Origin of the sequence: Croceitalea sp. MTPC5, assembly GCF_036985505.1 — a bacterium.
In the GTDB taxonomy this organism is placed as follows: domain Bacteria; phylum Bacteroidota; class Bacteroidia; order Flavobacteriales; family Flavobacteriaceae; genus Croceitalea.
In genome coordinates this window covers 339728-365265 of the sequence record NZ_BTGQ01000004.1, presented here as the reverse complement: position 1 = coordinate 365265, position 25538 = coordinate 339728, and the positions used below count along the sequence as shown (strand labels likewise).

At 37.5% G+C, this 25538-nt stretch carries 22 protein-coding genes and 1 other RNA gene; 7 read left to right on the top strand and 16 right to left on the bottom strand.

Annotated elements, in window-relative coordinates; all coding sequences use genetic code 11:
* Positions 1-3: 3 nt before the first annotated feature.
* From AACM45_RS14335 to AACM45_RS14310, 6 genes are all read right to left on the bottom strand, one after another.
* Positions 4-906, bottom strand: coding sequence for a DUF5655 domain-containing protein (locus tag AACM45_RS14335; RefSeq protein ID WP_339143535.1), 903 nt, complete (start codon positions 904-906; stop codon positions 4-6).
* Between the two features lies 1 nt (position 907).
* On the bottom strand, positions 908-2896 hold the full coding sequence (locus tag AACM45_RS14330) for a restriction endonuclease subunit S (protein WP_339143534.1): 1989 nt from the start codon (positions 2894-2896) through the stop codon (positions 908-910).
* 3 nt (positions 2897-2899) lie between these two features.
* Positions 2900-4336, bottom strand: coding sequence for a class I SAM-dependent DNA methyltransferase (locus tag AACM45_RS14325; RefSeq protein ID WP_339143533.1), 1437 nt, complete (start codon positions 4334-4336; stop codon positions 2900-2902).
* A gap of 1 nt (position 4337) precedes the next feature.
* Complete coding sequence (hsdR, locus tag AACM45_RS14320; RefSeq protein WP_339143532.1) at positions 4338-6722, bottom strand: EcoAI/FtnUII family type I restriction enzme subunit R; 2385 nt, start codon at positions 6720-6722, stop codon at positions 4338-4340.
* A 110-nt stretch (positions 6723-6832) separates the two neighbouring features.
* Complete coding sequence (locus AACM45_RS14315) at positions 6833-7522, bottom strand: hypothetical protein (RefSeq protein WP_339143531.1); 690 nt, start codon at positions 7520-7522, stop codon at positions 6833-6835.
* On the bottom strand, positions 7519-8031 hold the full coding sequence (locus AACM45_RS14310) for a hypothetical protein (RefSeq protein ID WP_339143530.1): 513 nt from the start codon (positions 8029-8031) through the stop codon (positions 7519-7521). The genes AACM45_RS14315 and AACM45_RS14310 overlap by 4 nt, the downstream gene beginning before the upstream one ends.
* A 996-nt stretch (positions 8032-9027) precedes the next feature.
* Between AACM45_RS14310 and AACM45_RS14305 the strand changes: the two genes are divergently transcribed.
* Both AACM45_RS14305 and AACM45_RS14300 read left to right on the top strand, forming a co-directional pair.
* The gene (locus AACM45_RS14305) at positions 9028-10989 is read left to right on the top strand and encodes an AAA family ATPase (RefSeq protein ID WP_339143529.1); all 1962 of its coding nucleotides are present in this window, start codon (positions 9028-9030) and stop codon (positions 10987-10989) included.
* Positions 10976-11965, top strand: coding sequence for a hypothetical protein (locus AACM45_RS14300; protein WP_339143528.1), 990 nt, complete (start codon positions 10976-10978; stop codon positions 11963-11965). The genes AACM45_RS14305 and AACM45_RS14300 overlap by 14 nt, the downstream gene beginning before the upstream one ends.
* A 195-nt stretch (positions 11966-12160) precedes the next feature.
* On the opposite strand, the gene AACM45_RS14295 is transcribed toward AACM45_RS14300, so the two are convergent.
* Positions 12161-13405 (bottom strand): site-specific integrase, encoded by a 1245-nt coding sequence (locus tag AACM45_RS14295; protein ID WP_339143526.1) that lies wholly within the window; start codon positions 13403-13405, stop codon positions 12161-12163.
* Between the two features lie 233 nt (positions 13406-13638).
* Positions 13639-14037: a transfer-messenger RNA gene (ssrA, locus tag AACM45_RS14290) on the bottom strand.
* Positions 14038-14242: 205 nt separating this feature from the next.
* Here ssrA and AACM45_RS14285 point away from each other — a divergent pair.
* Together AACM45_RS14285 and AACM45_RS14280 are read left to right on the top strand one after the other, a co-directional pair.
* Positions 14243-15439 (top strand): NAD(P)-dependent oxidoreductase, encoded by a 1197-nt coding sequence (locus AACM45_RS14285; RefSeq protein WP_339143525.1) that lies wholly within the window; start codon positions 14243-14245, stop codon positions 15437-15439.
* A gap of 87 nt (positions 15440-15526) precedes the next feature.
* Entirely contained in the window at positions 15527-15796 is a 270-nt protein-coding gene (locus AACM45_RS14280; protein WP_339143524.1) for a hypothetical protein, read from the top strand.
* Between the two features lie 88 nt (positions 15797-15884).
* Here AACM45_RS14280 and AACM45_RS14275 read toward each other — a convergent pair whose 3' ends face one another.
* The 5 genes from AACM45_RS14275 to AACM45_RS14255 all read right to left on the bottom strand — a co-directional run bounded on the left by AACM45_RS14275 (position 15885) and on the right by AACM45_RS14255 (position 19246).
* The gene (locus tag AACM45_RS14275; protein WP_339143522.1) at positions 15885-16532 is read right to left on the bottom strand and encodes a DUF1361 domain-containing protein; all 648 of its coding nucleotides are present in this window, start codon (positions 16530-16532) and stop codon (positions 15885-15887) included.
* Positions 16522-16833: a hypothetical protein gene (locus AACM45_RS14270; RefSeq protein WP_339143521.1), complete on the bottom strand. Its 312-nt coding sequence runs from the start codon at positions 16831-16833 to the stop codon at positions 16522-16524. The genes AACM45_RS14275 and AACM45_RS14270 overlap by 11 nt, the downstream gene beginning before the upstream one ends.
* Positions 16834-16901: 68 nt before the next feature.
* The gene (gene creD / locus AACM45_RS14265) at positions 16902-18290 is read right to left on the bottom strand and encodes a cell envelope integrity protein CreD (RefSeq protein ID WP_339143520.1); all 1389 of its coding nucleotides are present in this window, start codon (positions 18288-18290) and stop codon (positions 16902-16904) included.
* A gap of 49 nt (positions 18291-18339) precedes the next feature.
* Positions 18340-18636: a winged helix-turn-helix domain-containing protein gene (locus AACM45_RS14260; RefSeq protein WP_339143519.1), complete on the bottom strand. Its 297-nt coding sequence runs from the start codon at positions 18634-18636 to the stop codon at positions 18340-18342.
* Between the two features lie 4 nt (positions 18637-18640).
* The gene (locus AACM45_RS14255; RefSeq protein ID WP_339143518.1) at positions 18641-19246 is read right to left on the bottom strand and encodes a hypothetical protein; all 606 of its coding nucleotides are present in this window, start codon (positions 19244-19246) and stop codon (positions 18641-18643) included.
* Between the two features lie 94 nt (positions 19247-19340).
* Between AACM45_RS14255 and AACM45_RS14250 the strand changes: the two genes are divergently transcribed.
* Positions 19341-19721 (top strand): DUF1801 domain-containing protein, encoded by a 381-nt coding sequence (locus AACM45_RS14250; RefSeq protein WP_339143517.1) that lies wholly within the window; start codon positions 19341-19343, stop codon positions 19719-19721.
* Here the strand turns inward: AACM45_RS14250 and kdsA are convergent.
* A complete protein-coding gene (gene kdsA / locus AACM45_RS14245) occupies positions 19718-20530 on the bottom strand; it encodes a 3-deoxy-8-phosphooctulonate synthase (protein ID WP_445227730.1) in 813 nt (270 codons plus the stop codon). The two genes, AACM45_RS14250 and kdsA, sit on opposite strands and share 4 nt — an antisense overlap.
* A gap of 77 nt (positions 20531-20607) precedes the next feature.
* On the opposite strand from kdsA, the gene AACM45_RS14240 reads away from it, so the two are divergent.
* Positions 20608-21165, top strand: a complete 558-nt coding sequence (locus AACM45_RS14240) for a hypothetical protein (RefSeq protein WP_339143516.1) — start codon at positions 20608-20610, stop codon at positions 21163-21165.
* A gap of 6 nt (positions 21166-21171) precedes the next feature.
* On the opposite strand, the gene AACM45_RS14235 is transcribed toward AACM45_RS14240, so the two are convergent.
* Positions 21172-21894, bottom strand: coding sequence for a LytR/AlgR family response regulator transcription factor (locus tag AACM45_RS14235; protein WP_339143515.1), 723 nt, complete (start codon positions 21892-21894; stop codon positions 21172-21174).
* Positions 21891-22949 carry a sensor histidine kinase gene (locus tag AACM45_RS14230; protein ID WP_339143514.1) on the bottom strand — a complete coding sequence of 353 codons (1059 nt, stop codon included), beginning with the start codon at positions 22947-22949 and terminating at the stop codon, positions 21891-21893. Before AACM45_RS14230 ends, AACM45_RS14235 begins: the two co-directional genes overlap by 4 nt.
* A 185-nt stretch (positions 22950-23134) precedes the next feature.
* Between AACM45_RS14230 and AACM45_RS14225 the strand changes: the two genes are divergently transcribed.
* A complete protein-coding gene (locus tag AACM45_RS14225; protein ID WP_339143513.1) occupies positions 23135-25534 on the top strand; it encodes a TonB-dependent receptor domain-containing protein in 2400 nt (799 codons plus the stop codon).
* The last annotated feature ends 4 nt before the right edge of the window (positions 25535-25538 follow it).

Here is a 25538-nt window from a genome sequence, read left to right as displayed (position 1 = left end):
TGCTTAACTTTTATTATAAGAGTTTTCAATGAGTCCTTTGGTATCTTCTAAGTCCTTTATTGTTTTTACAATGACCTCTGTGTCGCCCGTTCCGTAATGGCCAATATTTGAAACATCCCGTATGTTTTTGGTAGGGTTTTCTAAGTTTTTAAAGTCGAGCTTTAAGTAGATGACCAACTCCTTCTTTTTGGTCTTTATCTCTACGCAAGCAAAGTTTTTAATTCTGGAAAAGGCATGATAATATTTTAGTTCTTTTTTCTGTACGTCATCCCCTAAGGAGAACATAAAATCTTCTAATTCTTGATAAAAAGCCAGTAAATCATCGGACGCTGCATTCATGGCATCGTCCATGTCTCGGTATTTAGTTGGCAAACCATTTGAAGTTCTGGTCGAATCTTGTTTTTGAGACGTTCCGGCCAATTCAAAAATGACGTTGTTTCCTTCAAATATGCGGTACCTTATGAGTTCTATATTCCGATTAATCTGCCCAATTGCATAATCGTCATATCGAGTGAAGTCTTTCGCGATACACAATAATCTAGGGTTGGTCCAATCTACTTGCTTATCTTTTGGCAATGCATTTTTTTTCATACAGAGCAATTCAAAATTGGCTTGATGATCCATTAGCCAATCCAAATAGAACAAGCCCTGATTGATTACGTTTTCCTTACTATCAAGTTTGTATTCAATGATTACTGGTGAAAAGTTTTCATCAATGCCTAAAGTGTCTATTCTGCCCTTATGTTTATTTCCTGTGGAATATTCTGATGCTAAAAAATGAACTCCAAAAAATGTATCTAAATTCTTTTCGCAAAGGGCTTGGATCTCTCGCTCGTAATTGAATTCAATTGGTGATTTTGAAGTAGCTATTCCCCCATTGATACTGTAAAGTTTTATATCCGCCATATTACTTTTTACTTTTTGGTAATTCAATGATTTTACCCCAACCATCGGGGATAAAACCCTTCTCTTTCATCCAATTCAATGCGGGCGTAACCCTATCTTTAGGATATACATATTTTGCCTTTCCTTTATCCCATGCTAAAAAGTCTTGTTTCAACAAATCATCTGTTATCCGTTGCCCTCGAATCATTCTATTATTCCAAACAGCATAAAGGGTTGAAATAATCTCAGGAATCTGATAATCAAAACTTTTAAAGGTGATTAGAAGGTTATCAATGCTTTGCAATTCTTGCTGTGAAAAATAGTCGTAAGTATTTTGGGATTTGATATTGTTGTTTCCAGGCAATATCCTATTCATTTTGCCCACGACTTGCTTGTGAAACCAACCGGCTTTAGTGGTTTGATTGAAAAAGGGAATGGTAAATTTATTATCGTATGGGCCAGCGGCTTTTTGCTTGTATTCCTGCCCAAGATTTCTTTTTAGAACATGATAATCTGCAAGGTGTAAAAGCTTCTCGAATTTCGTATCTCCTAACCTTTTATCGTCTTTGGATTGATTGATAATGTAGGATGCCAGCATTTTTCTTTTCAAAAAGTGTCTTTCTTCCAATTCTTGAGCGATTGGCACCTTAACAATTTTAGTTTTCTTTTTGGATTTAGGCTCAAAAGCTTCTTTTAGAACGGCTTGCATGAGCATATTGGAGAACCTTTCACTCCGAGTTATCTCTTGTTCTAAAGCGTTACACTTTTGCAATAGAGCTCCTACTTTTTCTACAATGACCTGTCTCTCTTTTTCCGGTGGAAAAGGAATCAACATTTCGTCCATTTTACTTTTTGGTAAGCCTTCTCTTCCAGCACCAGTCTGAACTTCAATAATTGTTCTTTGAAAATAATTTGAACAAATTACCTTATGTAGAAAATAACTAAAAGATTTATCAATACTTCTTATTATCGAAACATGTTGGTTAATATTTCCAGTGTCAAATTTTGGAGGAACAATGCAACATCTTCCAATTGAACCGCCAGTAATATTCAACAGTAAATCTTCTGATTCTACTTTTGTTCCACTCATTTTTTCGTGGATTTGATCAGATATATAAGCAATATCATTTGTCCTTAACCCATCATCATAGACGTTTTGAGAACGTATAAATTTAATTCCTGAACTAATGTAAGCTGATTTGCCCCCTCTAGGTGTGCTACCTGAACCAGTTTTGGAACATAAATCCAATAGCCTAACCCATGCCCAACTTTTTGGTAAATCAAAAGGAATTTCAACTTCTGAAATTTGTGGCAATGGTTTTTCCCTACGAATTTTCTTCTTTTTGACAAGCTTTTCTTTTTCTACTTTTATTTGTTTTAGTAATTCGCTTGCAGGTTCTGTGTTCGGCTTTTGTGCCCGCCATTCTTTAGTCAGTTTTCCTTGTATGGCTTCTTGTAAAATGGCTTGTTTGAGTTGAGAAAGTGCATGTTTTTGAATTTTGATTTCTCTTGTGAGGTTATTTGATATTGCAGATTGCCCCTTATATCTTTTAACCATTTCAACTTGTTCATTTTTGCTTGGTAAAACAATGCCGTGATTTAGGAAAACTTTTTCATCCAAATATTTTCTATGTGTCGAGCCAGTACTTGATTCAATGCAAATTTGAAGAAAGTTGAAAGAATGGGTGAAATAAAAAAACCATTCAATATCTACCAATTCGGTATCGACTTTATACGTCCAAAAATTTCCGGTAATTATAGCACCATCAAGCGATTTTGGAATTATTCCAAAAGCACCATTTCTTGCATCAATTTTAGAAAGTATAAAGTCGCCACCTGTAATCACAAATTGCTTTTTCGTTCCAATTTTTGAGCCGTCGACCTTGTCTCTCAATGATACTCCTCTATGATTACTAGAAACAGTAACACGTTTATATAAAACACCGTCTTTTATCTCGACTGTATTTTTTATTCTTTTTAAAAAGTCCTTTATTTTAAAATCTTTGGCCATAAATTACTTTAGCATATTTTCTAATTGGCCAATATAATCTTGACTTTTTGTGATTGAATCATTTAGTTTTTGCAATGCTTCCGAGGTAGAAATTAATGTTGCTTCTTCTTCTTGATTTGGATTCTTAATATCTAAATCCCAATCTTTTAAATCCTTAACATTGACTTTCCAAGCTAAATCGTTTTCTACTCGGTTATCCCACCAATCAATAATAGGTTGAAATTCCTCAAATTGAATCGGTTTGGTCTTGGAATAGCTTTTTTGACCTTCTGGTAATTTATGCTCGTAATACCATATTTCTTTGGTTTTATTGCCTTTTTCAAAAAACAATAAATTGGTGCTTACAGTAGCTGGATGAAATGTGCTTTGTGGTAAACGAATGATGGTATGCAAATTGCAATCGGTCAATAATTTTTCACGTATTCTTGCTTTTACACCATCACCTGTGATGGAACCATCTGGCAACACTATTGCTGCTCGACCCTTTGGTTTTAACAATCGAAGCATCAATATCACAAACAAATCTGCAGATTCTTTACAACGGTAAGTTGCCGGGAAGTTGGTCTCCACACCGTCTGCAATACTCGCACCGAACGGAGGGTTTGCCAAAATGACTTCCACTTGGTCTTTTTTGCCAATACTGTTATATTCATTTTTTAGGCTATCAATATAATGGTAATCCGGTATTTCTATTTCGTGTAAAATTAGATTTGTGAGACCCAACACAAAAGGTACTGGTTTAAATTCCCATCCAGTAACGCTGTTTTGCAAGACATGTTCATCATCAACAGTTTTTACATAATTTTCCCTTACATGGTCAATGGCCTCGGTTAGAAATCCGGCCGTTCCTGATGCCGGGTCTAGTACATTTTCACCTAATTTTGGATCGGTCATTAAAGTCATTAATCTAGTCACTGCCCTTGGTGTGTAGTACTCGCCTTTATTTCCAGCATCCCTTAATTCGACCAATATACTTTCATAGATAGTCCCAAAAACTTGTTTATCTTTTGAGCTATTGAAGTCAATTTTGTTAAGTTCATTAATGACCTTTCGCATTTCATAACCTGACTTCATGAAGTTATTTGTACCGTCAAAAATTTGCTGGACTATACTGGCCCGTTTCGGATTTTTAGAACTGGTCAATGCACTCAAAGTAGCGAAAAGGCCTTTATCATTTTGAGTGGTTCTATCAATAAAATCCAATAATTCGTCACCTGTGATACCCTCGGTGTCCGCCGCCCAATTTCGCCATTGAAACTTTTCTGGAATTACAGACTCATAATCTTCTTTTATGAGCTCAAGTTCTTGGTCTTTATCATCAATTATTTTTAGAAATAACATCCAGCCCAACTGTTCCAGACGTTGTGCATCACCAGATATACCCCTATCCTGACGCATGATATTTCTAATGTTTGTTACTACTGTTCCTACGTTCGCCATTTTACGCTATGCTATTATATAATTCAGATTCCAACTCTTTTAGGGCGGATAAATATTGTTTTTTACCTCCAAAGGCCTTTATTAATTCCATGGGGGTTCCCAATTTATTCAATGGATCAAGTTTTAGAACTTCAGTAGTTTCAATGGTCAAGAGGCCATCTTCTGCATACTTATCCAATAGACTGTTTAATACGGCTTGGGCTTTTTGCCCATACTTGGTGAAGTAGTTTCTTTTTTTAACGTTATTGGCCCGTTCCTTGCGTGTAAGTGGTTTAGCCTCGAAAGCTAAATGACAGATTAAATCAAAAGGGTCAAAATCCTTACCTACTTCTTCTTTGAGAAGGTCAAAGAAAATACCTTGCTCTTCTAACTCTTGAATTATTGCTTCTTTCTTTTCTGCTTGATTCCAATGATTCAAGAATTTTTCCAACGTTTTAAATTGTTTGGTTACGTTGTTTTTAGTGTAATCCCTTAAGCTTTCGGTTATGATTTTTCCATCTATTCCTAAATATTGAATACGTTCATTTACGATTTTAACTGGAACGCCATTAATTCTAATTTTTCCGCTAGGTTCATTTATGATATGACCACCACCTTCAATTGCTGGATAGTCCCGTTCATCTGGAAATTCTATTTCCTCACCATCTAGAATATCGGTGATGATTTCTGTTGTTGTTTCATCTTCAGCACCGCTTAAATCTTCATCTTCATTTACCTGTTTAATCATAACAGGATCACCATCAAATTCTGGGTCAGCAAAGAGATTTGTGACATTTCGGAAATCCATTATGGTGAAATACGTTTTTCCGTATTCCTCATTTATTCGGGTTCCTCGACCAATTATTTGCTTGAATTCCGTCATTGAACCGATATTGCTGTCCAAGACGATAAGTTTACAAGTTTGAGCGTCAACACCTGTGGTCATAAGCTTTGATGTGGTCGCAATGACAGGATAGGACTCACTAGGGTTGATAAAACTGTCCAATTCCCGTTTCCCCTCTTCATTATCCCCTGTTATTTGCATAACATATTTATTATTTTGCAAGAATAGGTCTGGGTTGGCATTAGCTAATTCAGTTCTCATTCCTTCCGCATGTTCTATGTCAATACAGAAAACGATGGTTTTTGCAAATCGGTCATAGCCCTTTAGAAATTCTGTAATTTTCCGTGCGACTGATTGCCTTCGTTCATCAACAACAATGTTCTTATCAAAATCCGTTCGATTGTAAATTCTGTCCTCAACGGGATTTTCGTTCTTGTCTAAGAATCCATCTGGTGGTCGCCAGCCCTCGGCATCAATATCGAGCGTTACCTTTATTACCTTATATGGTGCTAGGAAGCCATCATCAATACCTTGTTTTAGGGAGTAGGTGTAAATAGGTTCACCGAAATAGTCAATATTTGAAACTTCAGTAGTTTCCTTAGGGGTAGCTGTCAGGCCGATATGAGTTGCCTTGTTGAAATATTCCAATATTTCACGCCATTTACTATCGTCTTTTGCGCTGCCCCTATGGCACTCGTCTATAATTACTAAATCAAAAAAATCTTGGCTGAATTTTTTATAGGCATCCTCAGATTTACTATCAGATAATCCTTGATAAAGAGCTAAATAGATATTGTAAGCAGTATCAATTTTTTTGTTCTTTATTATTGTCATTGCTTCCTTAAAAGGAGCAAAGTCTTTGCGGAAAGTTTGGTCAATTAAAGCTGTTCTGTCGGCTAAGAAAAGAATTCTCTTTTTTGCGCCACTTTTCCATAATCTCCAAATAAGGTGAAAAGCTGTGTAGGTCTTACCACAACCCGTAGCCATTACCAATAAAATCCTGTTTTGTCCTTTGGCAACCGCTTCAATAGTTCTATTGATTGCTATTTGCTGATAGTATCTTGGTGTTTTACCCGAGTTATCTTGAAAATAATCTTGTTTGGCTATTTCTTCAACTTCCTCGGTTTCAATTCCTTTGTACTTTTTATATTTTTCCCAAAGCTCTTCAGGGCTAGGAAACTCTCTTAGAGCGATTTCTTTTTCAATTATTCCATCGGTTGTGGTTTTATCATGAAAATAGAACCCGTCACCATTACTGCTAAAAACACAAGGAATATCCAAAGTATTCGCATAGCCCAGTGCTTGTTGTATCCCACTTTTTAAACTATGCTTGTTGTCCTTTGCCTCGATAATGGCAATTGGAACATTAGGCTTGTAAAAGAGAATATAATCAGCGAATTTTCTTTTGCCCCTTGCCGTCAGCTTGCCTTTAACATAAATGCGACCATCAGTGAAAAATATTTCACGACCAATTTGGGTTAGTTCATCCCAACCTGCATTGAGTATAGCAGGCGTAATAAATTTGGCCTTTATGTCAGATTCGGATAAGTCTTTTTTATTCATTGGTCAGTTGGCTGTTAATACAATGTAGTAAAACACTCACAGTTTAAAAAATGCCAAGGCATTCTGAGTATGGATAAGTTGATAAATACAATACTTTTTTCTCTGTTTAATTAATTATTCAATATGAATTGAATCTTCTTCTTTATCATTTCAAAACGCTCAGATTGTCCGTCGTAAAACATAAATCCCATCACCGCTTCTTGAAGTTGAGCACTCTCCAAGATTTCTTCCAGACAGGTTTGTAGAAAATCTTTGACCTCTTTTGAACTATTGGCTAGAATCTCATGCCAATCGGTACGGTTATCCAATACATAGGTGATGTCCTCTAAATCTTTGCTCAATCTAGGGTCGTTTCCACCTCTATCCTTAAAAGCAGAGAATTTACTGGCCACAAAATAGGGTAGGGGCATGATTTGAATTTTGATATCATCAACCATAACAGTTTCTCTAAGGTCAAACCCTTTTGCAAACCAAGGGTTGGCAGGAGCCCAACCCACAGCCTTGGTACTCATAACATCAACTAAAACATCATCCAGTTGAAACCGACAAATAACACCAAGGTCGGCAGATTGTATAAAGCCTTTTTCAATTAAAAGTTGTCTTACTTCTTCCAATTGGGGGATGGAAAGAATTTGTAGGCTGATATCGATGTCTTTTGTTGGCCGTACATCATCTGCTGCTGGGTCATTGATATACAAGCTCACGGTAGCCCCACCCACATAGATGACTTCATCATTTAAATCTCCTAGGGCAGAAGCTACTTTTTTAATAATTTCTTTATTGATAAGCGTATTCTTCATTGTAAACGCTTTTCCAATTCTTTAGTAGCCAAATTTCGTTCCCTAGCCTTTCCCAATCGCATCGCATCAGTCAATGCTAACAATTCATGAAGTTTGGCATCTTCAAGACAGGCTTTTGGAACATTGGGGTGTAAAGGCTCAATGGCAAATCCACGATTTGAACCAAGGGTATAGGGCCAAACGTAATCTTGCTCACTTTGAATGACTTCATTCAGTGGGGGAGCACTATGGGAAGTTAGTACCCCTCTGACGGAAGATGAAGGTTGTTCAGGATATACGTAACGGAGCCCATGAGTCAAAAAATCGAAAAGGGCAGCTTTAAAAACTTGTTTTTTATCTCCTGAAATAAGCCCTGCAATTTTGCTTCGGTGCAAGGATTCGCTAACCTCACTTTGACTTATATATAATTCATTGGCCAGGTCTTTATTAAACCAGGGTTCATCACCTTTAGCAATAATCTTAAGTAAAATGACCACGTCGTGTGGTCGCATACCACTATGCTTTTTCATGATTATAATTTGCAATTCGCGAATCGCGATATGCGAATCTACAATGTTTTTGTAAATAAACAAGAACCAGAACACACCATACCTCATTCATTGGGCATGGAGTGTATTGGTTCTTTCTGTCCGGACACAACCCAAGTTTCGTTGAAATTGGGTTAAGTCCTAACTGCCGTGCAGATAATCTACCTCACAAGCCATTTTGAAGTCATCTGATGGCATAACATACCATATAAAATGATAAAAAAAAGATTTTTCAAAGAATTTAGGATTTCATAAAATCTGGTTTGATTTAGTTGAATTTAATAGATTCAAAAAGCACATTGTGTCTACATTTTTTGTCCTGCCAGCAGGACGAAGAATGTAAAGCAAGAGGGTAACACGCTAAAGCGATGTTACGATTTTTAGTTTACTGATTTTCAATCTCTTACAGAGAGATAAAAATCCGTGAAAATTAAGTTTTGCGCCAAAAGCTCTGGGAGCCCCAGTAAACACTGGAAATTTTTGGCGCAAAAAATAGTATTTGACTCAAATTGTTGCTGTTTGAGCCACTTTTTTTCACGGATTTAATTTGCAGTTATTTGTTGCGATTTGAAAGACGCTTCCAAATAGAATTTTGAAAGGAGAGATGATTTTGAAAATAGCAAGTGCGCCCTATTTCAATTTTACTTTACGCTTAGCTTTCTGCACACTATAAAATCGAAACAGGATCCAGCGCAGGTTAGTTATGGTGGATTTGGGGCTGAAAATAACTTGCTAGAACTGCTTCAAATGAATTATTATTTATAATAAACTTCAAAATAACCTGACATGGATTAGTTTTTTGTTGGATTTTTCCTGCAATAGGATAAAAATTCTATTTTAGAATTTAATATTCTTTTAATTACTATTTCAAATAAGAATGGTAAAGCTTTCCTAGTTAAACCGGATGACGGCTCTGATATAGCCGATTCTTTAGAGTATGGCATTTAGATTTTTTGAACACCGAACTTTGATACGAAAATGGAACTCAAATACACATGGATTCAAGATTATAAAAACCTCAAGGATATTGATTTCAATTTCAAACATTCTAGTAGAGAACAGTTTTCTTTTACTAACAATGAATTGCATGTCAATGAATCAAAAAAAGAAGCTCCAAAAAAATTCTTCAGCTCAAATATAACCGGGATAACTGCCATTGTTGGGAAAAATGGTTCCGGTAAAACTAACCTTAGTGAGTTTTTGACATATAATCTTGCTCATGTCAGTTCAGGTTTGTCCGTTTACATGACAGGCAAGGGTTTGTTGGTTTTGGACCAAAAGATATTTATTCAAGAAAATATTGAGTTTAAGAATGAAAATTTTTATCAAGAAAAGGGATATGAGATATTTAGGTACAAGGATGCGCCACTAGATAAAAATTCTGGGAGAGATTGGCACATATTAGAAAAAACCAAAATAATTTATTATTGCCCAATTCATTCCTATAGGCTTTTCTATAGCGGTCGTGGACTTGGCAATATGATTAATATATCGACTAGTTATTTAATGAGATATGATGTCTACGACTCCTTAAAATCTGTGATTATTAATGATTGGTATTCTTGGGGTCAAAAGGATTCAACGGATTCTTTGGCCGCTCATATTCGTTGTGAAAAAATACGGGAGTCAGATATTATTTTGAATTATAGCGAAATAAGAGAATTAATTGACGTTCCAGATATTATTCAAATCACAATAGATCATCCCTCTGAGAATAATTTATTAAATCAACCAAGATCATATGGAAAGGATGAGGCAGGGGAAAGACGGTCTAGAAATTATGAGGAATTGCAAAACATCGAAGTAGGATTTAGCCATCACCTTTTTGAGCAATATAAATCTGACTCTGAAACAAGAACAGGTTTTGAAACATTTAATGTCAAAGGTGAAACTAGAAAAAATGCATTTCGTCTAACTTTTTTGAAATGTTTTTTTAGGGGTCTTCTCTTTTTTGGGAAAAAATCTTTCGCCGAAGGATTCTTACTAGACTTCATTCTCGATAACGAATATAATCTTGAAGACAAATCTCTTTTATCCGATTTAGAGAATCTAAAAAAACAACTAAATGCTCTTGTAGATAGTCATAATTGGGAAGATTTAGAAGTAGAAATCATTGAACCTAGTCTTTCACGTGGTGACGAAAGAGATTTGCAGATTTACAGTCTATATCGAAGGATTGAAATTGATACAAGAAAAGAAAACATCAAAAATAAGTTGTTAAAACTAATCTCGACCACGAAACGTCTGTTATACAATGAGCTTCATTTTCATTACGAGTTTTTTCATCAAATGAGTGCGGGAGAACAAAATTTACTTAATTTCTATTCAAGGTTTTACTATGCTAAAAAGGAGCTAGAGATAATTGAAAAAGACTCTCAAGAATCAAAGGGTGAAGAAATTCTCATTTTTATTGATGAAGGAGAAATTGCGTTCCATCCTGAATGGCAGAGGATGTTTTTTGACACCGCGATTACCTATTTGTCCAATCTTTTCAATGAGAGGAAAATACAATTGATTTTTACTACTCATAGCCCGTTTGTTTTGTCCGATATTCCCAAAGAAAACGTAATATTTATGGACAAAGGTGTAAATGGAAACGCAGTAAAATCTCAATTGAATAGGGAGCAAACATTTGGTGCCAATATTTATTCTTTATTGTCCGATTCCTTTTTTATGGATAATGGAACAATAGGGGAATTTGCAAAGAATAAAATCAAATTCGCGCTGGATGTTTTGAAAGGCGAAATTCAACAACATACTCCTGAAACTTTGGAAGAAGTAGATTACATAATTGAGGGTTTGGGAGAACCTATTATCAAGCAACAACTGGAAATAATGAGAAATAACTTTTCTAATCGTGATAAATTGAGTGCTTTGGAGAAAAAAGTCCAAGAGTTGGAGGAGAAATTAAGAAATGAATCACCAGATGATAACGATTAAAGTTTCAAATCTTACCGTTGATGATTATGCTAGTTTGATTATAAAATCAAATGGTAACTATAAATCTCCGATGAAGCGCATTGATGATTGGTTAGCTAAAAATACAAGGCATAGGGATAGGGCTCTTTTCAATTATCTCAAAAAAAACCTTCACCGAATTATTAAGGCAAAACCAATGGAGTTGGAAATGATAATACAAGAGTTTGATTCAAAAGGGTATCAATCTAGGATTTTGAAACCAAAAAATAAGACTCTGAATAAAACCGGATTAGCAATAAAAGATGTTTTTGGGTATGATAGATTTCGTGGAAGTGCTAGGGCCGTATGGCTATCAGAGAAGCTAAATATTAAGTCCTGTACTTATTGCAATACACAATATTCTTTAACTGTAGCGCGTAAGGGTAAGACCAAGTTGTTGTTTCATCTTGATCACTTTTTTTCACAAGATAAATATCCTTATTTGAGCTTATCTTTTTTTAACCTGCTACCATGTTGCTCTAGTTGTAATATGAGTAAATCAAACAAGGCTTTTAACTTAAAAGAAGACATTCATCCTTATGTTGATAGTTTAGATCAGATTGCAGTATTTGAGGCGGATCATTCAAGTCTAGTTGAATTTCTTTTGAATATTAATAAGAATAAGATAAAATTACTTTTGGGTCTTCGAGCTAAACACTACGGAGATACTAAAAAGCAAAAAAAACTGGATAATTACAATGAACAGTTTAAAATTGAAGCAATGTATGATCAATTCAATGATGTTGTGGCGGAAACATACTTGAAGTCATTGTTTTATAATAAATACAAAAGGCAAGAATTGGTTGATTTCTTCAAAAAAAACTATGGTGAAGTATTATCTGACGAGATGATAAAAAGATTCGTAACTGGCAATTATATGGAGAGTAAGGATTTATTAAAACGACCACTGGCAAAAATGATGAAAGATATTTGCGAAGACTTTTACCCGTATTTCTGATAAGATTAAGAAATGACTAACTAAGAACTTAAAGACTTAGAAATCAAACTATGGGACTCTGCTAATGTACTAAGAGTTGATGGCTGTTCAAAGAACTGGATTTGCTGTTTAGCTATTTTAAACGCTTCCAAAACTCACCCTTCTCGAAAATTTAACATGATTACTTTTATCAAAAACTGAAAGAAATTCCACTCTTCAGTTGGAAGATTTTTGTTTTTTAGAACCTTTCGCCAATTTAACTTTTAATATTGCCATATCATCACTCACTTTCTTATTCACAATCTTTGCATAGTGTTGTGTGGTCCGCAAATTTTTATGCCCCAAAAGTTTGCCTACTGTTTCAATGGGTACGCCATTGGAAAGGGTTACGGTAGTAGCAAAAGTATGTCTGGCCAAATGGGTCGTCAGATTTTTTGAGATACCGCAGCGGTCAGCAATTTCTTTAAGATAGGAATTCGATTTTTGATTGCTTAATACGGGAATCACACATTCCCCATTTTTGACCTGAGGATGATTCTCATATTTCTCAATGATTTCCATCGCGGTAGGGAGTAGGGGAATGCCCAATTTCGAACGGGTCTTTTGTCGTGCACTTTGAATCCATAGACTGCCATCAATATGGGTCACGATATTGTTTGGGGTGAGCTTTTTGACATCGATATATGCCAAACCTGTGAAGCAGCAAAAGACAAACATATCCCTGACAAGCTCTAGGCGCGGCATCAATGAATCTAAGCGAATAATGGCTTCTAGTTCTTCCTTAGCCAGAAATTCACGTTCTACATGCTTGAATTTTACTTTGTAATTGTAGAAAGGGTCTTTCTGAATCCAATCGTTGGCCACAGCCATTCGAATAATTTTTTTAAAGTTATTGATATACTTCAGCGCACTGTTGTGGTTGCACTCTTTGCTAAACTTTAAAAAATATTCAAAGCGTGTAATGAATTTATGGTCTACATCCCTTATCGGAAAATCATTCTTCCCGTATTGCTTTTTGATAAATGCGGCCGTGTGCTTAAAAGTGGTGTTATACCGCTTCCAAGTGCCTAACGCAAATTCCCTGCCCACTAAGGATTTCATTTGCTTATTATGCTCCTCAAAAACTTCGAGCAACATCTTACGGGGTTCACCTTTACCCAGGAAACGAACCTTAATATCTTCCGCAGAAAACGGTTTTCCTTCCTCAATTAAATGATGATGTATTTTGTTAAGTTTATGACGAATGGTCGTCATATAATAATTCAATTCTTTAGCCTCCTCTTCTTTTCCTTTTACACGATTCATTCGGGAGTCCCAGTGTTCTGGGGCAACCTTGCGCTTTATGCTTAGTGTGGAACGCCTTCCATTCACGGTAATTCGCACATAAATACCCGCCTTACCGTTCTTGTCAAGACGCTTGTCCTTAAGGTAAAATAATATGGAATAGGTATGAGCCGCCATTTTAGGTGTCGAATAGGTATCGATTAAGACGAAAAAAAGATAAAATAAAAAATCGTAAAAAACTAATAATTAGTAAATTATAAAGAAATCGACACCCATTTTTAAATTTAAAAATGCTCACCGAATAGGTGTCTTTTTATTTGATTTTAAATGATATTATTTGATATCATAAAAAATGAAAAACCCTGTAAATCATATGATTACAGGGTTTAAGATTTAGAGTGGTGTCTAAAAAGTGGAGCCGGAGGGATTCGAACCCTCGTCCAAACAAGCAATTAAAAGGCTTTCTACATGCTTAGTCTTTGTTCAGTTGTCGACGCACGACCGACCAAAAACCGCCTATCGTACGCTTAGCTTCTTAAAATTTTTGTGCTATTGTCAAAGCAAACAATAACCTTATGTTGACTTTTATGGTGCCTCAAAACGAATCGCCGTCAACAAGGGCTATTCTGAGACATCTCGCTTCACTACCTAGTAGCGACGAGGCCAATCTTACTATAATTCAGATTAAGCGGCAAGAGCGTAGTTATTATCGCCAATTAAAAGTGTGGAATAGAGTTTAACGAGCATTACTTCCATAGCTCGGCATGCTTACATTCCAATTGGTCTCGCTGTCAAAACCAGTCGGCCCCTTCAATGAGATAACAAATCTATGATTTGTGAAATCGAATTGAACCCCGAGCGTAGTCGAGGGATCTTTTCTCATCCCATCTTTTTTTTCAATGAACAATTTTTTAAAAGGATGTCAAAGTTACATAATTTATCTGCCGGTGGTAGAAAAGTTTGCGTACCCTAGACAATCCACTTAAATTGGGTCAATAATTATACCAAAGCCAAATGAAGTTCGGAATCATCAAAGAACGCAAAAACCCACCTGATAAAAGGGTCGTATTGTCACCAAACCTTTGTCAAAATGTCTTAAAAAAACATTCCGAGGCACAAATCGTTGTCGAACCCTCGCCCATTCGAATATTTTCTGACGATGAATATCGTGAAACGGGTATCAAAGTAGCCAATGAAATGGAATCTTGTGATGTGCTTTTAGGGGTCAAGGAAGTACCTATCAAAGCCTTAATTCCTAATAAGAAATATTTTTTCTTTTCCCACACTATAAAAAAGCAACCTTATAATCGTGATTTGCTAAGGGCAATTTTGGCAAAGAACATTGAATTGTATGATCATGAGGTAATTACCAATCAAAATGGCCAACGTTTGGTTGCGTTTGGGCGTTATGCGGGCATTGTCGGGGCCTACAACGGGGTAAGGGCTTACGGGCTTAAATACAATTTGTTTCAGCTTCCTAAAGCCGAGAACCTAAGGGATAGGCAAGCCTTGATTGCGGCACTTCAGAACATTAAGATACCTAACATCAAGATATTACTTACGGGTAGGGGCAGGGTCGGTAATGGTGCTAAAGAAATGTTGGATGCCATGGGACTTAAAAAAGTGAATGTTGCGGACTATCTAAGCACTACTTTTAAAGAACCGGTCTATTGCCAAATTGATGCCTCTGAATATAACAAACGCAAAGATGGCGTTCGCGGTAATAAAGCGGATTTTTTTGCCAATCCGCAAGACTATAAATCCAATTTCTTTCGATTCGCCAAGGTAACGGATTTCTATATCGCAGGTCATTTTTACGGCGACGGCGCACCATATTTATACACTAGGGAAGATGCCAAACACCCTGATTTTAACATAAAGGTAGTTGCTGATGTCAGCTGCGATATTGATGGCCCAGTGGCAACCACGATAAGGCCATCAACGATTGCGGAACCTATTTATGGGTACGAACCCCAGTCAGAGGGCGAAATGGATTTTAAAGCTGCTGAAGCCATTGCCGTAATGGCGGTGGATAACTTGCCCGCCGAACTGCCACGTGATGCCAGTGACGGATTTGGTGAGGCTTTTTCAAAATACGTAATCCCTGCTTTTTTTAATGGGGATGCCGATGGAATTCTAGAAAGGGCGCTAATGACCAAAAACGGAAAATTGACAGAGCGATACCAGTACTTAAGTGATTATGTCAATTAAATTCTGGGGCTTATCGAAAGATTGGGTTGCTTTTTAGGTTAAAAGTGGTTTTTTCATATATTTGATAGCTTTACTATTGCGAAAACAGTGAAATTCAACTGGATTTTTAAGAACCAAACGGAGCAAGATTTTTCGAAACGCTGCATCGAGCTTGAGTATACACTCAGGCCGAAAATCACCAAATTTTTATTGAAACAAATGGACAGTGAATTGGATGGTGACTTTTCATGTTTTCATTTTGATGTGGATATGAATTCGAATTGGGTATGGATTTCCAAGAAAACCCCACAACAGTACCTGCTTAAAATTAGAAAGGCCTTTGATGTCGAGATTAACGGTTCCCAAGATTTTTTATGAGCTGAGCTCGTCTTTGTTCTTACATTTCGTTCAATGACAGTCCAATGTTTCGGAAATCATAAGAAGCAACGATTACCTCAAGTTCAATCTATTTGTTAATGCGTGTGCCCCATCGAGTTGTTGTAATAAAGATAAGCATTCCAAATATCAGCGTGACCAACCAAGCAAGCGGATGCTCCAAACCTCTGATTATTAAGATGAAAGTGGTTTTCGGATGCGTAAATACATCCCAGCTGTTCAACCGTATAAATCGACCTAGGTAAACGCCGTATCCGCAAAGTAGGGCAACTGCACACGTCATAAATCGTACTATCCCATCCGCATAGAAAATCCTGTAAAATTCTTGAAATATCCTTAAAGAATAGATTCCTGATAAGAAAGAGGTCACCGCGAAGAAGGCTATAAGTATCGTGTCAAAAACAACTAATTTTAGACTACTCAGGTGCAGATGGACGAAATCGGTAAGTACATATGGGGCATTGGGCAAAAACAGCAGCCAAACGAACGAAATTACAGTTCTATACACCGGTTTTGCCATGATTACCGGATGTTTATACAGCAGTAGCGCGATTGCAAAGGGAATCAATGCCAAAAAAAGGTTCCAGCCCAAAAACAACAGAAAGTAACTTCCTGTAAGTTTTATACGAACTAGTAACAATACTACGGCAAGAATGGAGCCTATTGTCAGCGTGCTGATCTCAGCATATTTTTGGTAAACCAGATCTTTAGATTTCATAAGCGATGAGTATTACGATATATAAGATGGTGATGGGTATATTGATGAGCAAACAAAGTGCGGACTTCATCAACCCTTGCTTGTTGGGTAGTTGTGAAAACTGAAATGCAAGACTCATCAAAAAATACAGGGTGTTGATGACCAGAATCAGTAATGCAACATAACCATAGTACGCCCTAACAGGATAATTTGGTTCTAGAAATAGGTAGCTAGCGGTCAAATGTCCTCCTAAAAGGGTAGTGGCCAAAAACAATATTAGGGCACCTTTACTCAGTTCTTCCATAAGTTTTTCTGATAGCATGGTATATTATTTTGAAAAAGAGCCGCAACAATAGTGTGCTGCGACCCTTTAGCAACCAACTAAATAAGTTAAGCCCGGGCCCAATCAATTTTTCGTGAGGCGAACATGACTATTGCCAATATGCAAAACAACCCGATACTGCCTACGAGCAATGCATAACTCTCCAATTGTATGATGACGAAAATAAAGGTGTAAAGCGCAGTAAGCGAGGTGAATATGAAGAGTACGAACTTGATGCTCTTTAAAATACTTTGCGAATACAGACTAATCAAACCGATGACCGCGGTACTGGCAATAGCATACGCTTTTAAAAAGTTTTGGTGTTCAGATATGGAGATAAGCAATGTATAGAACATGACCAGGGCAAGCCCGATCATCAAGTATTGAAAGGGATGGATGTTGATGGTACTAATGGTCTGTATTAAAAAGAAGACCAAGAAGGTAAGGGCAATGACCAAATACCCATATTTTGCGGAACGTTCGCTTTTTTGATATTCGTCTACAGGTACCAATAGGTCGGTACCAAATGAAAATGACGAAAGGTTCGGAAGTTGCCCAAAAAAGGCCTGTTCAAACTGCCGGTTCGTCTGCAATACCTTCCAATTGGCTTCAAAACCTTCATTGGTAACACTTTCATCCGCATCTTCTTCAGGCAAGAAATTTCCGGTGAAACTAGGATCTTCCCAGTTACTGGTCATGTGTAAGGTAGTTTGCTCGCCAACAGGTACGAACCGTATTCGAGAACTTCCATTTACGGTCATAAGGGTCGTAAAATTGATACGACCTACTTTGGGTAAAGCTGTTTCATTCAAAAATGCACTTTCCAGTTCATGCATGGCCAAATAATTAGGATGATAGGTTCCGTCTGAGTCGGATTGTTTATACTTGGGAAGAAATTTCGTTTTTGAACCACCCAGTTGCATCTCAATTTGATTTTTAATGCCTTTAAGGTTTGAGGTCTTTATGAGAATGGTTGCCTTTTGCCATAGAACATCTTCTGATTTGACGTCGTTTTGGGCAAAATTGGGTACGCTAAAACTTCCTGTAAAATTCATTTCACTAGAGAAAACAGAGGTTTCGTAAATACCCCGTTCTTTTTTAACGGCGTCTACCCGAGCATCAATTTCAAGGTCATCAGGAAAGAAATAGGCGTATTTGATTTTACTGGTACGTTCTGTGATAACCGATTTGGTGCCCGTGACCATTTTTGTGGATTCGGTGTAGGTCTTATAGGGAACCTTAAGTATGGGACCCATAAAAAGCACTTCTTCGCCCCATAAATTACCTACTTCTTGAACCACATCTTGTTGGCGTGAAGCACGTTCTCGAATCAACTCTTTTATAAAAATCAACGGTATCAAGAGTACTAAGATGATAAAGCCTATCATTAACATTCTGGCAGTGATACTGGTTCGTATCCAATTTCCAAATCCTTTGTTGTTTTTAATTGTTTCCATTTGTAAAGTTTAAAAGTACTTTGTATTTCAAAGTAAAATGATAAAAAAATTAATTTTGTTTTCGAATTAAGTTTTCCAGCGCCTCAATATGTTTTTGAAAGGCCGCTTTCCCAGATTTTGTGATACTGTATTTGGTATTGGGTTTACGCCCTATAAAGGATTTCTCGACTAAAATATAGTTGGCCTTTTCTAAGGTTTTGGTATGGCTGGCCAGATTGCCGTCGGTTATTTCAAGCAGTTCTTTGAGCCGATTGAAATCAACACTTTCGTTGACAATAAGAATGGACATAATGCCCAAACGAATTCGATGATCGAATAATTTATTAATGTTGTCAATCAGCCCCATTCGGTTATTTTTCTTCCTTAAGGTAAACTAAACTTCCATAGATGATATGAAAAACACCGAATCCGAGAATCCAAAACCAGAAACCATACCCGGGTAGTGCAGCGCAAACGAGTCCGAGTACGATTTCGGCGTATCCCAGGTATTTGACATTGCCCAAGGTATACTTTGAAGCGTTGACCAAGGCCAGGCCATAAAAAATCAACATCAGTGACCCGGTAAGACCATAATGTTGGCTATTGAGTTTGATGAGAATATAGATACCCCCGGTCAGCAAGGGAATAAGGAAGTTGACAAGTAACCTTTTTGTTGTTTCATCCCAGATTTTTTCGTTGTTCTTTTTAGCCTTTTTTGAGGTCAATAAATAGCCCGTTAACACACTAAGTAGGGCCACTGAAATTAAGATAATGACAATCAATCTAAAGTTCCAACTATGTAAGGTCAGGTATTCCCCAGGCTTGGGAAGCAAGAACAAATAGGTGATCAGGGCACCGGTCAGTGCATAGAGGCCCGCCATAATACCAGATAGCCCACTTAAAGAGATAAATCGCGACGAGCGATTCATTAAATCCTTTATTTTTGAGATATCATCAAGATATTTATTTGAATCCATTTTAAAAGTACTTTGAAATTCAAAGTTAAAATAAAATTCAACTTTTGACTTATTTTTTTAAAGAAAATCGATAAAATGAGTTTTTGTAACTGTTATGAATCCTGCTGAGAACTACATATTATCCCAAAATGAACCTTATCGTAGTATTTTATTGCATATCAAATCGGTGGTGGAAATCACGCTGCCCGAAACCGAATTAAAGTATAAATGGAACATTCCTTGTTTTTACTCAGGGAAGTCGCCCATCTGTTATTTGAACGTTCCGCCTAAAAAAAGATATGTTGATGTGGGGTTTTGGAATTCGGCGCATTTGACCAAACACTTGGACCAAATGGTTACCGAAAAACGAAAAGTGGTCAAATCGTTACGATATGAATCCCTCGAAGTTATTGACGATACCGTTTTGATTACGGTTCTACAAGACGCCTACAGTGTTAGCGGGAAAGGATTTTATAAAAAAAAGGATGAGGACTAAAGCTCGTTGACTACTTTTCGTATGGCGACCAAATCCGTTAGTAACTTTTCCAATAGCTTTAAATCCAACATGTTTGCGCCATCACTTTTGGCATTGGCAGGGTCAAAGTGGGTCTCCATAAACAATCCGTCCACCCCAGCCGCAATTCCTGCCTTGGCCATGGTGCCTATCAATGCTGGTCGTCCGCCGGTTACACCCGATGCTTGATTGGGTTGTTGTAGGGAGTGCGTCACATCTAGTACTACGGGTGCATATTGCTTCATGGTGGGAACGCCCCTAAAATCAACGACCATATCTTGATAGCCGAACATGGTGCCCCTATCGGTGATCCAAGCGTTTTCATTGCCAGAATCCGTCACCTTTTTGACGGCATGTTGCATACTTTCAGGGCTCATAAACTGCCCTTTTTTCAAATTAACGGTTTTACCAGTTTGTGCCGCGGCAACAACCAAATCGGTCTGCCTGACCAAAAAAGCCGGTATTTGCAATACGTCAACATATTCGGCAGCCATTACCGCGTCTTGCTCGGTATGAATATCCGTAATCGTGGGAACGTCAAAAGTTTCTGAAACCTTGCGAAGTATTTTTAAGGCCTTTTCATCACCAATGCCGGTAAATGAATCAATACGACTGCGGTTTGCTTTCTTAAAGCTACCCTTAAAAACATAGGGAATATGAAGGTTGTCGGTAATTTCAACCACCTTTTCTGCAATCCGTAGTGCCATGTCTTCCCCTTCAATGGCGCAAGGCCCTGCCAACAAGAAGAAATTAGCACTATCCTGATGTTTTAATTGCGGTATCTGATTCATAAGTATACGTTAATGTTTTGCACAAAAATACTATTTTGAACAAGTATGTGTTATCATAGTACCCAAATTAACCTACTATGCAAAAAATTACCTTTTTAATTTTTTGGTTATGCCTTTGTTCACTGCACGCACAGTTCGGAAAGAACTGCGAAGTTCGACAGTGGAAAATCAATGCCATTAGCCCAGGTTTGGAATATGAGCAAGGGATAGGGGTGAACACTACCTTTAACGTACGTTTGGCCCTTCAACCCGCTTTGGATCCTGCAGTCGCAGAACCGTTACAGGATATTGCTATTTTTCCTGCCCTTACCTTACAGACCCGTTTTTACCATAATTTAGGACAAAGGTTCCGCAATGGTAGAAAAGCCTTTGGCAATGCTGGCAATTACATCGCCCCGACCGTAGCGATTTTTGGGCCTGAAGAACGTTTTGCGGACGATAGGCTGGTCGATGGACTACAGGGTTATGGTGGTCTGGTTTACGGAATACAACGTACCATCGGTGATGGTTTTAGTATTTCAATTGATGCCGGGGCAGGGTATTATGTAGGCCCTTTTGAGGGTGGAATTTACCCCGTGGCAAATATCAGTATCGGATGGATCGTCAGTGAAAAACGTTGGTGTGTTGGTAAATAAATGTTTTCAGAACATGATTTTCTTTATCGCATCCATATAGCCCCTGCTTACACGAACTACATCACCATTTATCATGGTGACATCATAAGCTTTACCATATTTATGGAGCTCGTGAACTTTTTCTAAATTGATGATTGATGACCTATGCACGCGTAAAAAAGATGCAGGGTTCAATTTTTCCTCCAAGCCGGAAATACCATAATTACTAACAAACGTAGCATTTTCAATATGGATTTTTGAGTAATCGCCGTACGCCTCGATCCAGATAATATCCGCTACGGAAATGGTAACCAATTTTTTGTTTTGCTGCACCAACACCCGTTGCGGATATTCCTCCTTATCCATAATGACACTTTGGGCAAGCGTTGCCACATCATTTTTTCCAGACTCCAGGCGCTCTATTGCTTTGGCAAAACGTTCTTTAGTGTAAGGTTTCAATAAATAGTCAACGGCATGAACCTCAAAAGCTTGTAGGGCATATTGGTCGTATGCCGTTGAAAAGATGATTTGCGGAATCTCCTCTAAATGCCCCAACACCTCAAAACCTGTCTTGCCGGGCATTTGAATGTCTAAAAAAACCAAATCAGGTTTGAATCGATTGATTTCGGTTATAGCGTCCACACCATTATTGACTTCGGTTAGCAATACCAATTCTGGAAAATTCTTCAGGTATTCTTTTATCAAAATACGGCCAGATTCTTCGTCATCGGCAATCAAGACCTTTTTCATATGGCAAATCGTATCAGAAGTCCTTTAGGGGAATTATCCAACAGTTCTAATTGGCTTTGATACATTTTTTGTAGTCGAAGTTTCGTATTCGTCAAACCAACACCCTTACCAAAAACACCTTGTTTATTCTTGATACCCACACCAGTGTCTGATAGTTCAAACTTGAGTTTTCCTTCCTCTTTGAAAATGTAGATGGATATGGTACCACCTTCAATTAAACTTGAAAGGCCATGTTTTATAGAGTTCTCTACTAAAGGTTGTAAAAGCATTGGGGGTATTTTTTCGGTCATTAAATCGTTAGATACTTTAATATCGATATGCAAACGTTCCTTAAAGCGTTCTTTCTCGAGATCTAAATATTTTTTGACGAAGCTTAACTCTTCTTCGAGCGTAACGATATCGGTCTTTGATGCTTTAAGTTGATATCTGAATAAATCAGAGAGTTGCCCGATCATATGTCGTGTTTTCTCATTTTCAGGGGGAACGGATGCGTTGATGGTATTAAAAACATTGTACAGAAAATGAGGATTCAATTGTGCTTTGATGGCTGCAAGTTCGCTTTTAAGGGCAGCTTGGCGCAATTCCCCTTCCAAAATTAGTTTCCGCTGGTTTTCCTTATAGTATTCGTAAGCGTGAAAAATACCGAACTGTAAAAGATAGAATAAGGCCGGAATGTAAACATCCCAGATAGATGCCCTGCCCTCAAGGTGGTAAAAGCCCATTAATTCAGATACCCAATAGTAAGTTCTCTGTGTACCATAAACAAAAATGGGCAGGGTGATGATATGCAATAACAAACGCAAATACAGTTTTTTAGATTGAAACAGATTAAAAATCAAATACCATATGGGCAGCGTGAAAAGAAAAAAAACACTGTATTGAAGTCCACTCATGTCAAAGTATCTAACAATACTGAAAAAGGTTTTGTCTACTTCATTTAACCCTCCTTGATTTATCCAAAGCGTTATATAATATAGCGTTGCCGAGAAGATATAGAAGAGTACCAATGCTAAGACTTCTTTTCCCTTTAAATTCCAAAATAGCTTTTTGTCCATGTCCAACACTTTTTTGGCAAGATAAAAAGATAAGGTGAAGCGTGGCTTGAATTTCAGACGAGTGGTCCTATAGGCAGTTCAATGGTCCGGTCAATTGGGCAGACTATTAGCCCATTCATCAGTTTCCAATTTTTGGCAAGGGATGAAAACTTCAATTTTGGGCTATTATAAAACCAAAAACAATCATGAAAACGTTATTCACCCTTATCATATTGGGCCTGGCCCTGAATTCAAATGGGCAATCAATCAAAGGAAAAGTCATTTCAGAAATGCAAGAACCGGTACCTTATGCAGCGGTTACCTTGAATCTACAACAAGATGCTACACTGATAAAAGCAGTTATAACGGATGAGCAGGGCTTTTTTATCATAAAGAATACGCCCTCAGGTAATTTTAAGTTGAATATTACCAATTTAGGCTTTGTCGATTACCAATTGGAATTGGTTACTAATGACGAGAACGTTGACTTGGGTACCATAACCTTATTTGAAGCAACGGAAAACCTTGAAGAGGTAACAATAACTGCTGAAAAACCCATGGTACAGGTATTGGCGGACAAAACGGTATTTAATGTGCAAAATACAATCAATGCGACAGGTACCAGTGCTTTTGAGTTATTGCGTAAAGCACCGGGGGTCATTGTCGATAATAACGGTGGTATCATTGTAGAAGGTAAAACAGGAGTTCAAATCTTTATCGATGATAAATTATCAATCTTACAAGGAGAGGATTTGACGAACTATTTAGAGAGTCTTCAGGCGACTGATATTGAATCAGTGGAAATCATCACACAGCCTTCATCTAAATATGATGCCGCTGGTAATGCAGGTATTATCAATATTAAGCTCAAGAAGGATAAAAGCTTGGGAACCAATGGCTCTGTGACTTCTGGTATTACCGTGGGCGACTTTTTACGCACCAATAGCAGTATCAATTTTAATAACAGGGGGAAAAAGGGAAACCTCTATGGTACTTATAGCAATCGTTTTGGCAAAAGTACGGGCTTTATCAACTTGTTGCGTACTCAATCTGAAACCTTTTTCGGAGCCCGCACCAACAGTATTTATGATAGAAATAGTAACAACTTAAAATTAGGGTACGATTTTTATGCCTCTGAAAAAAGTACGGTCGGAGCCATAGTGAACGGTAATTTCAACAATTCTTTTAGTGATAATTTTTCTAGAACCCCTATTCGCCCAGTGGCAAACATAGCAAATGATAGCGTTTTGGTTACAGATACCAGAAATACGAATACTTCGTACAACTTGAATGCCAACATAAATTACCGGTATACCGATACTTTAGGGTATTCTTTGAACACCGATGTAGATTTTGGAAGGTACAATAGTGACCGAACTGCGTTTCAGCCCAATATCTATTTTAATGGTGACGAGTCACAGATTTTAAGTGAAAATACCACAAGTCAAAATACGCCCATTGATATCAAGATTGCCACTTTTAAAACGGATTATGAGCAAAACCTATTGAAGGGAAAGTTAGGTTTGGGGGTCAAGTTCTCTTTCGTAAATACAGAAAATACCTTTGACTTTTTTAATCGAATAGATGGAGCTGATGTATTTAACCCGATGGAAAGCAATCAATTTGACTATGACGAAACCATTAATGCAGCCTATGTAAACTATAATGTCAAAAAGGGAAAATGGAATGTACAGGCCGGGCTTCGTATAGAAAATACGATATCTGAAGGTAGTTTGGTAAGTATGCAGCAAAATGAAGATGCCCAAGTTGAGCGTAATTATACCGATTTCTTTCCTTCTGGTGGACTCACCTATCAATTGAATCGAAAGAATCAATTTGCATTGACGTATAGCAAACGAATACAACGACCTAACTATCAATCTTTAAATCCATTCAAATATGTATTGAACGAATTGTCATTTCGTCAGGGTAATCCGTTTCTTCAACCACAGTATACCGACAACATAAAACTTGCGCATACCTTCAATTACCGGTTGACGACTTCGATAAGCTATACTTACGTATCTGATTTTTTTGCACAAGTTACCGTAGCTGAATCCGACGGCAGAAATTTTATTACCACGCGAAATGTGGCGGATAATGAAATCATCAACTTCGGTATTTCGTATCCGAAGAAGATCAACGAATGGTGGAACCTTTATTTTAGCTTGAACGCTTACGTGAGTAGCTTTAAGGCCAATAGCCCTGAATTTCTTTCTGTGAAGCAAGAAACATTTAGCCTTTATGCCCAAAATACCTTCACATTGCCAAAAGGCCTTCGAATGGAAGTTTCTGGTTGGTATAATTCGCCAACGGTATGGGGCGGTACATATCAGACGAGGGCTTTGGGCTCATTGAACGTGGCATTTCAGAAAAAGTTTCTCGATGACAGGTTGACGGCAAGGTTGGCGTTCAATGATATTCTCTTTACCATACCGTGGCAAGGAACCACCCAATTCGGCGATCTGTTCATTGATGGGAGTGGGGGCAGTGATAGCAGGCAGGTCGCTTTCGGAATTACCTATGATTTCGGAAGAAACGAAATCAAAAAGGCAAGAAAACGTAAAACAGGCCTTGAAGACGAAAAGAACCGTATTGAAAATTAAAAGG

Coding starts and splice junctions, on each gene's coding strand:
- AACM45_RS14260 (WP_339143519.1), bottom strand. CDS start 18,636: ATGGGGCTGATTGACAACATTAATAAATTATTCGATCATCGAATTCGT.
- AACM45_RS14230 (WP_339143514.1), bottom strand. CDS start 22,949: ATGGACAAAAAGCTATTTTGGAATTTAAAGGGAAAAGAAGTCTTAGCA.
- AACM45_RS14295 (WP_339143526.1), bottom strand. CDS start 13,405: ATGGCGGCTCATACCTATTCCATATTATTTTACCTTAAGGACAAGCGT.
- hsdR (WP_339143532.1), bottom strand. CDS start 6,722: ATGAATAAAAAAGACTTATCCGAATCTGACATAAAGGCCAAATTTATT.
- AACM45_RS14250 (WP_339143517.1), top strand. CDS start 19,341: ATGAATCCTGCTGAGAACTACATATTATCCCAAAATGAACCTTATCGT.
- AACM45_RS14330 (WP_339143534.1), bottom strand. CDS start 2,896: ATGGCCAAAGATTTTAAAATAAAGGACTTTTTAAAAAGAATAAAAAAT.
- AACM45_RS14305 (WP_339143529.1), top strand. CDS start 9,028: ATGGAACTCAAATACACATGGATTCAAGATTATAAAAACCTCAAGGAT.
- AACM45_RS14235 (WP_339143515.1), bottom strand. CDS start 21,894: ATGAAAAAGGTCTTGATTGCCGATGACGAAGAATCTGGCCGTATTTTG.
- AACM45_RS14275 (WP_339143522.1), bottom strand. CDS start 16,532: ATGAAATCTAAAGATCTGGTTTACCAAAAATATGCTGAGATCAGCACG.
- AACM45_RS14240 (WP_339143516.1), top strand. CDS start 20,608: ATGCAAAAAATTACCTTTTTAATTTTTTGGTTATGCCTTTGTTCACTG.
- AACM45_RS14325 (WP_339143533.1), bottom strand. CDS start 4,336: ATGGCGAACGTAGGAACAGTAGTAACAAACATTAGAAATATCATGCGT.
- AACM45_RS14255 (WP_339143518.1), bottom strand. CDS start 19,246: ATGGATTCAAATAAATATCTTGATGATATCTCAAAAATAAAGGATTTA.
- creD (WP_339143520.1), bottom strand. CDS start 18,290: ATGGAAACAATTAAAAACAACAAAGGATTTGGAAATTGGATACGAACC.
- AACM45_RS14285 (WP_339143525.1), top strand. CDS start 14,243: ATGAAGTTCGGAATCATCAAAGAACGCAAAAACCCACCTGATAAAAGG.
- kdsA (WP_445227730.1), bottom strand. CDS start 20,530: ATGAATCAGATACCGCAATTAAAACATCAGGATAGTGCTAATTTCTTC.
- AACM45_RS14335 (WP_339143535.1), bottom strand. CDS start 906: ATGGCGGATATAAAACTTTACAGTATCAATGGGGGAATAGCTACTTCA.
- AACM45_RS14270 (WP_339143521.1), bottom strand. CDS start 16,833: ATGCTATCAGAAAAACTTATGGAAGAACTGAGTAAAGGTGCCCTAATA.
- AACM45_RS14315 (WP_339143531.1), bottom strand. CDS start 7,522: ATGAAGAATACGCTTATCAATAAAGAAATTATTAAAAAAGTAGCTTCT.
- AACM45_RS14310 (WP_339143530.1), bottom strand. CDS start 8,031: ATGAAAAAGCATAGTGGTATGCGACCACACGACGTGGTCATTTTACTT.
- AACM45_RS14225 (WP_339143513.1), top strand. CDS start 23,135: ATGAAAACGTTATTCACCCTTATCATATTGGGCCTGGCCCTGAATTCA.
- AACM45_RS14300 (WP_339143528.1), top strand. CDS start 10,976: ATGATAACGATTAAAGTTTCAAATCTTACCGTTGATGATTATGCTAGT.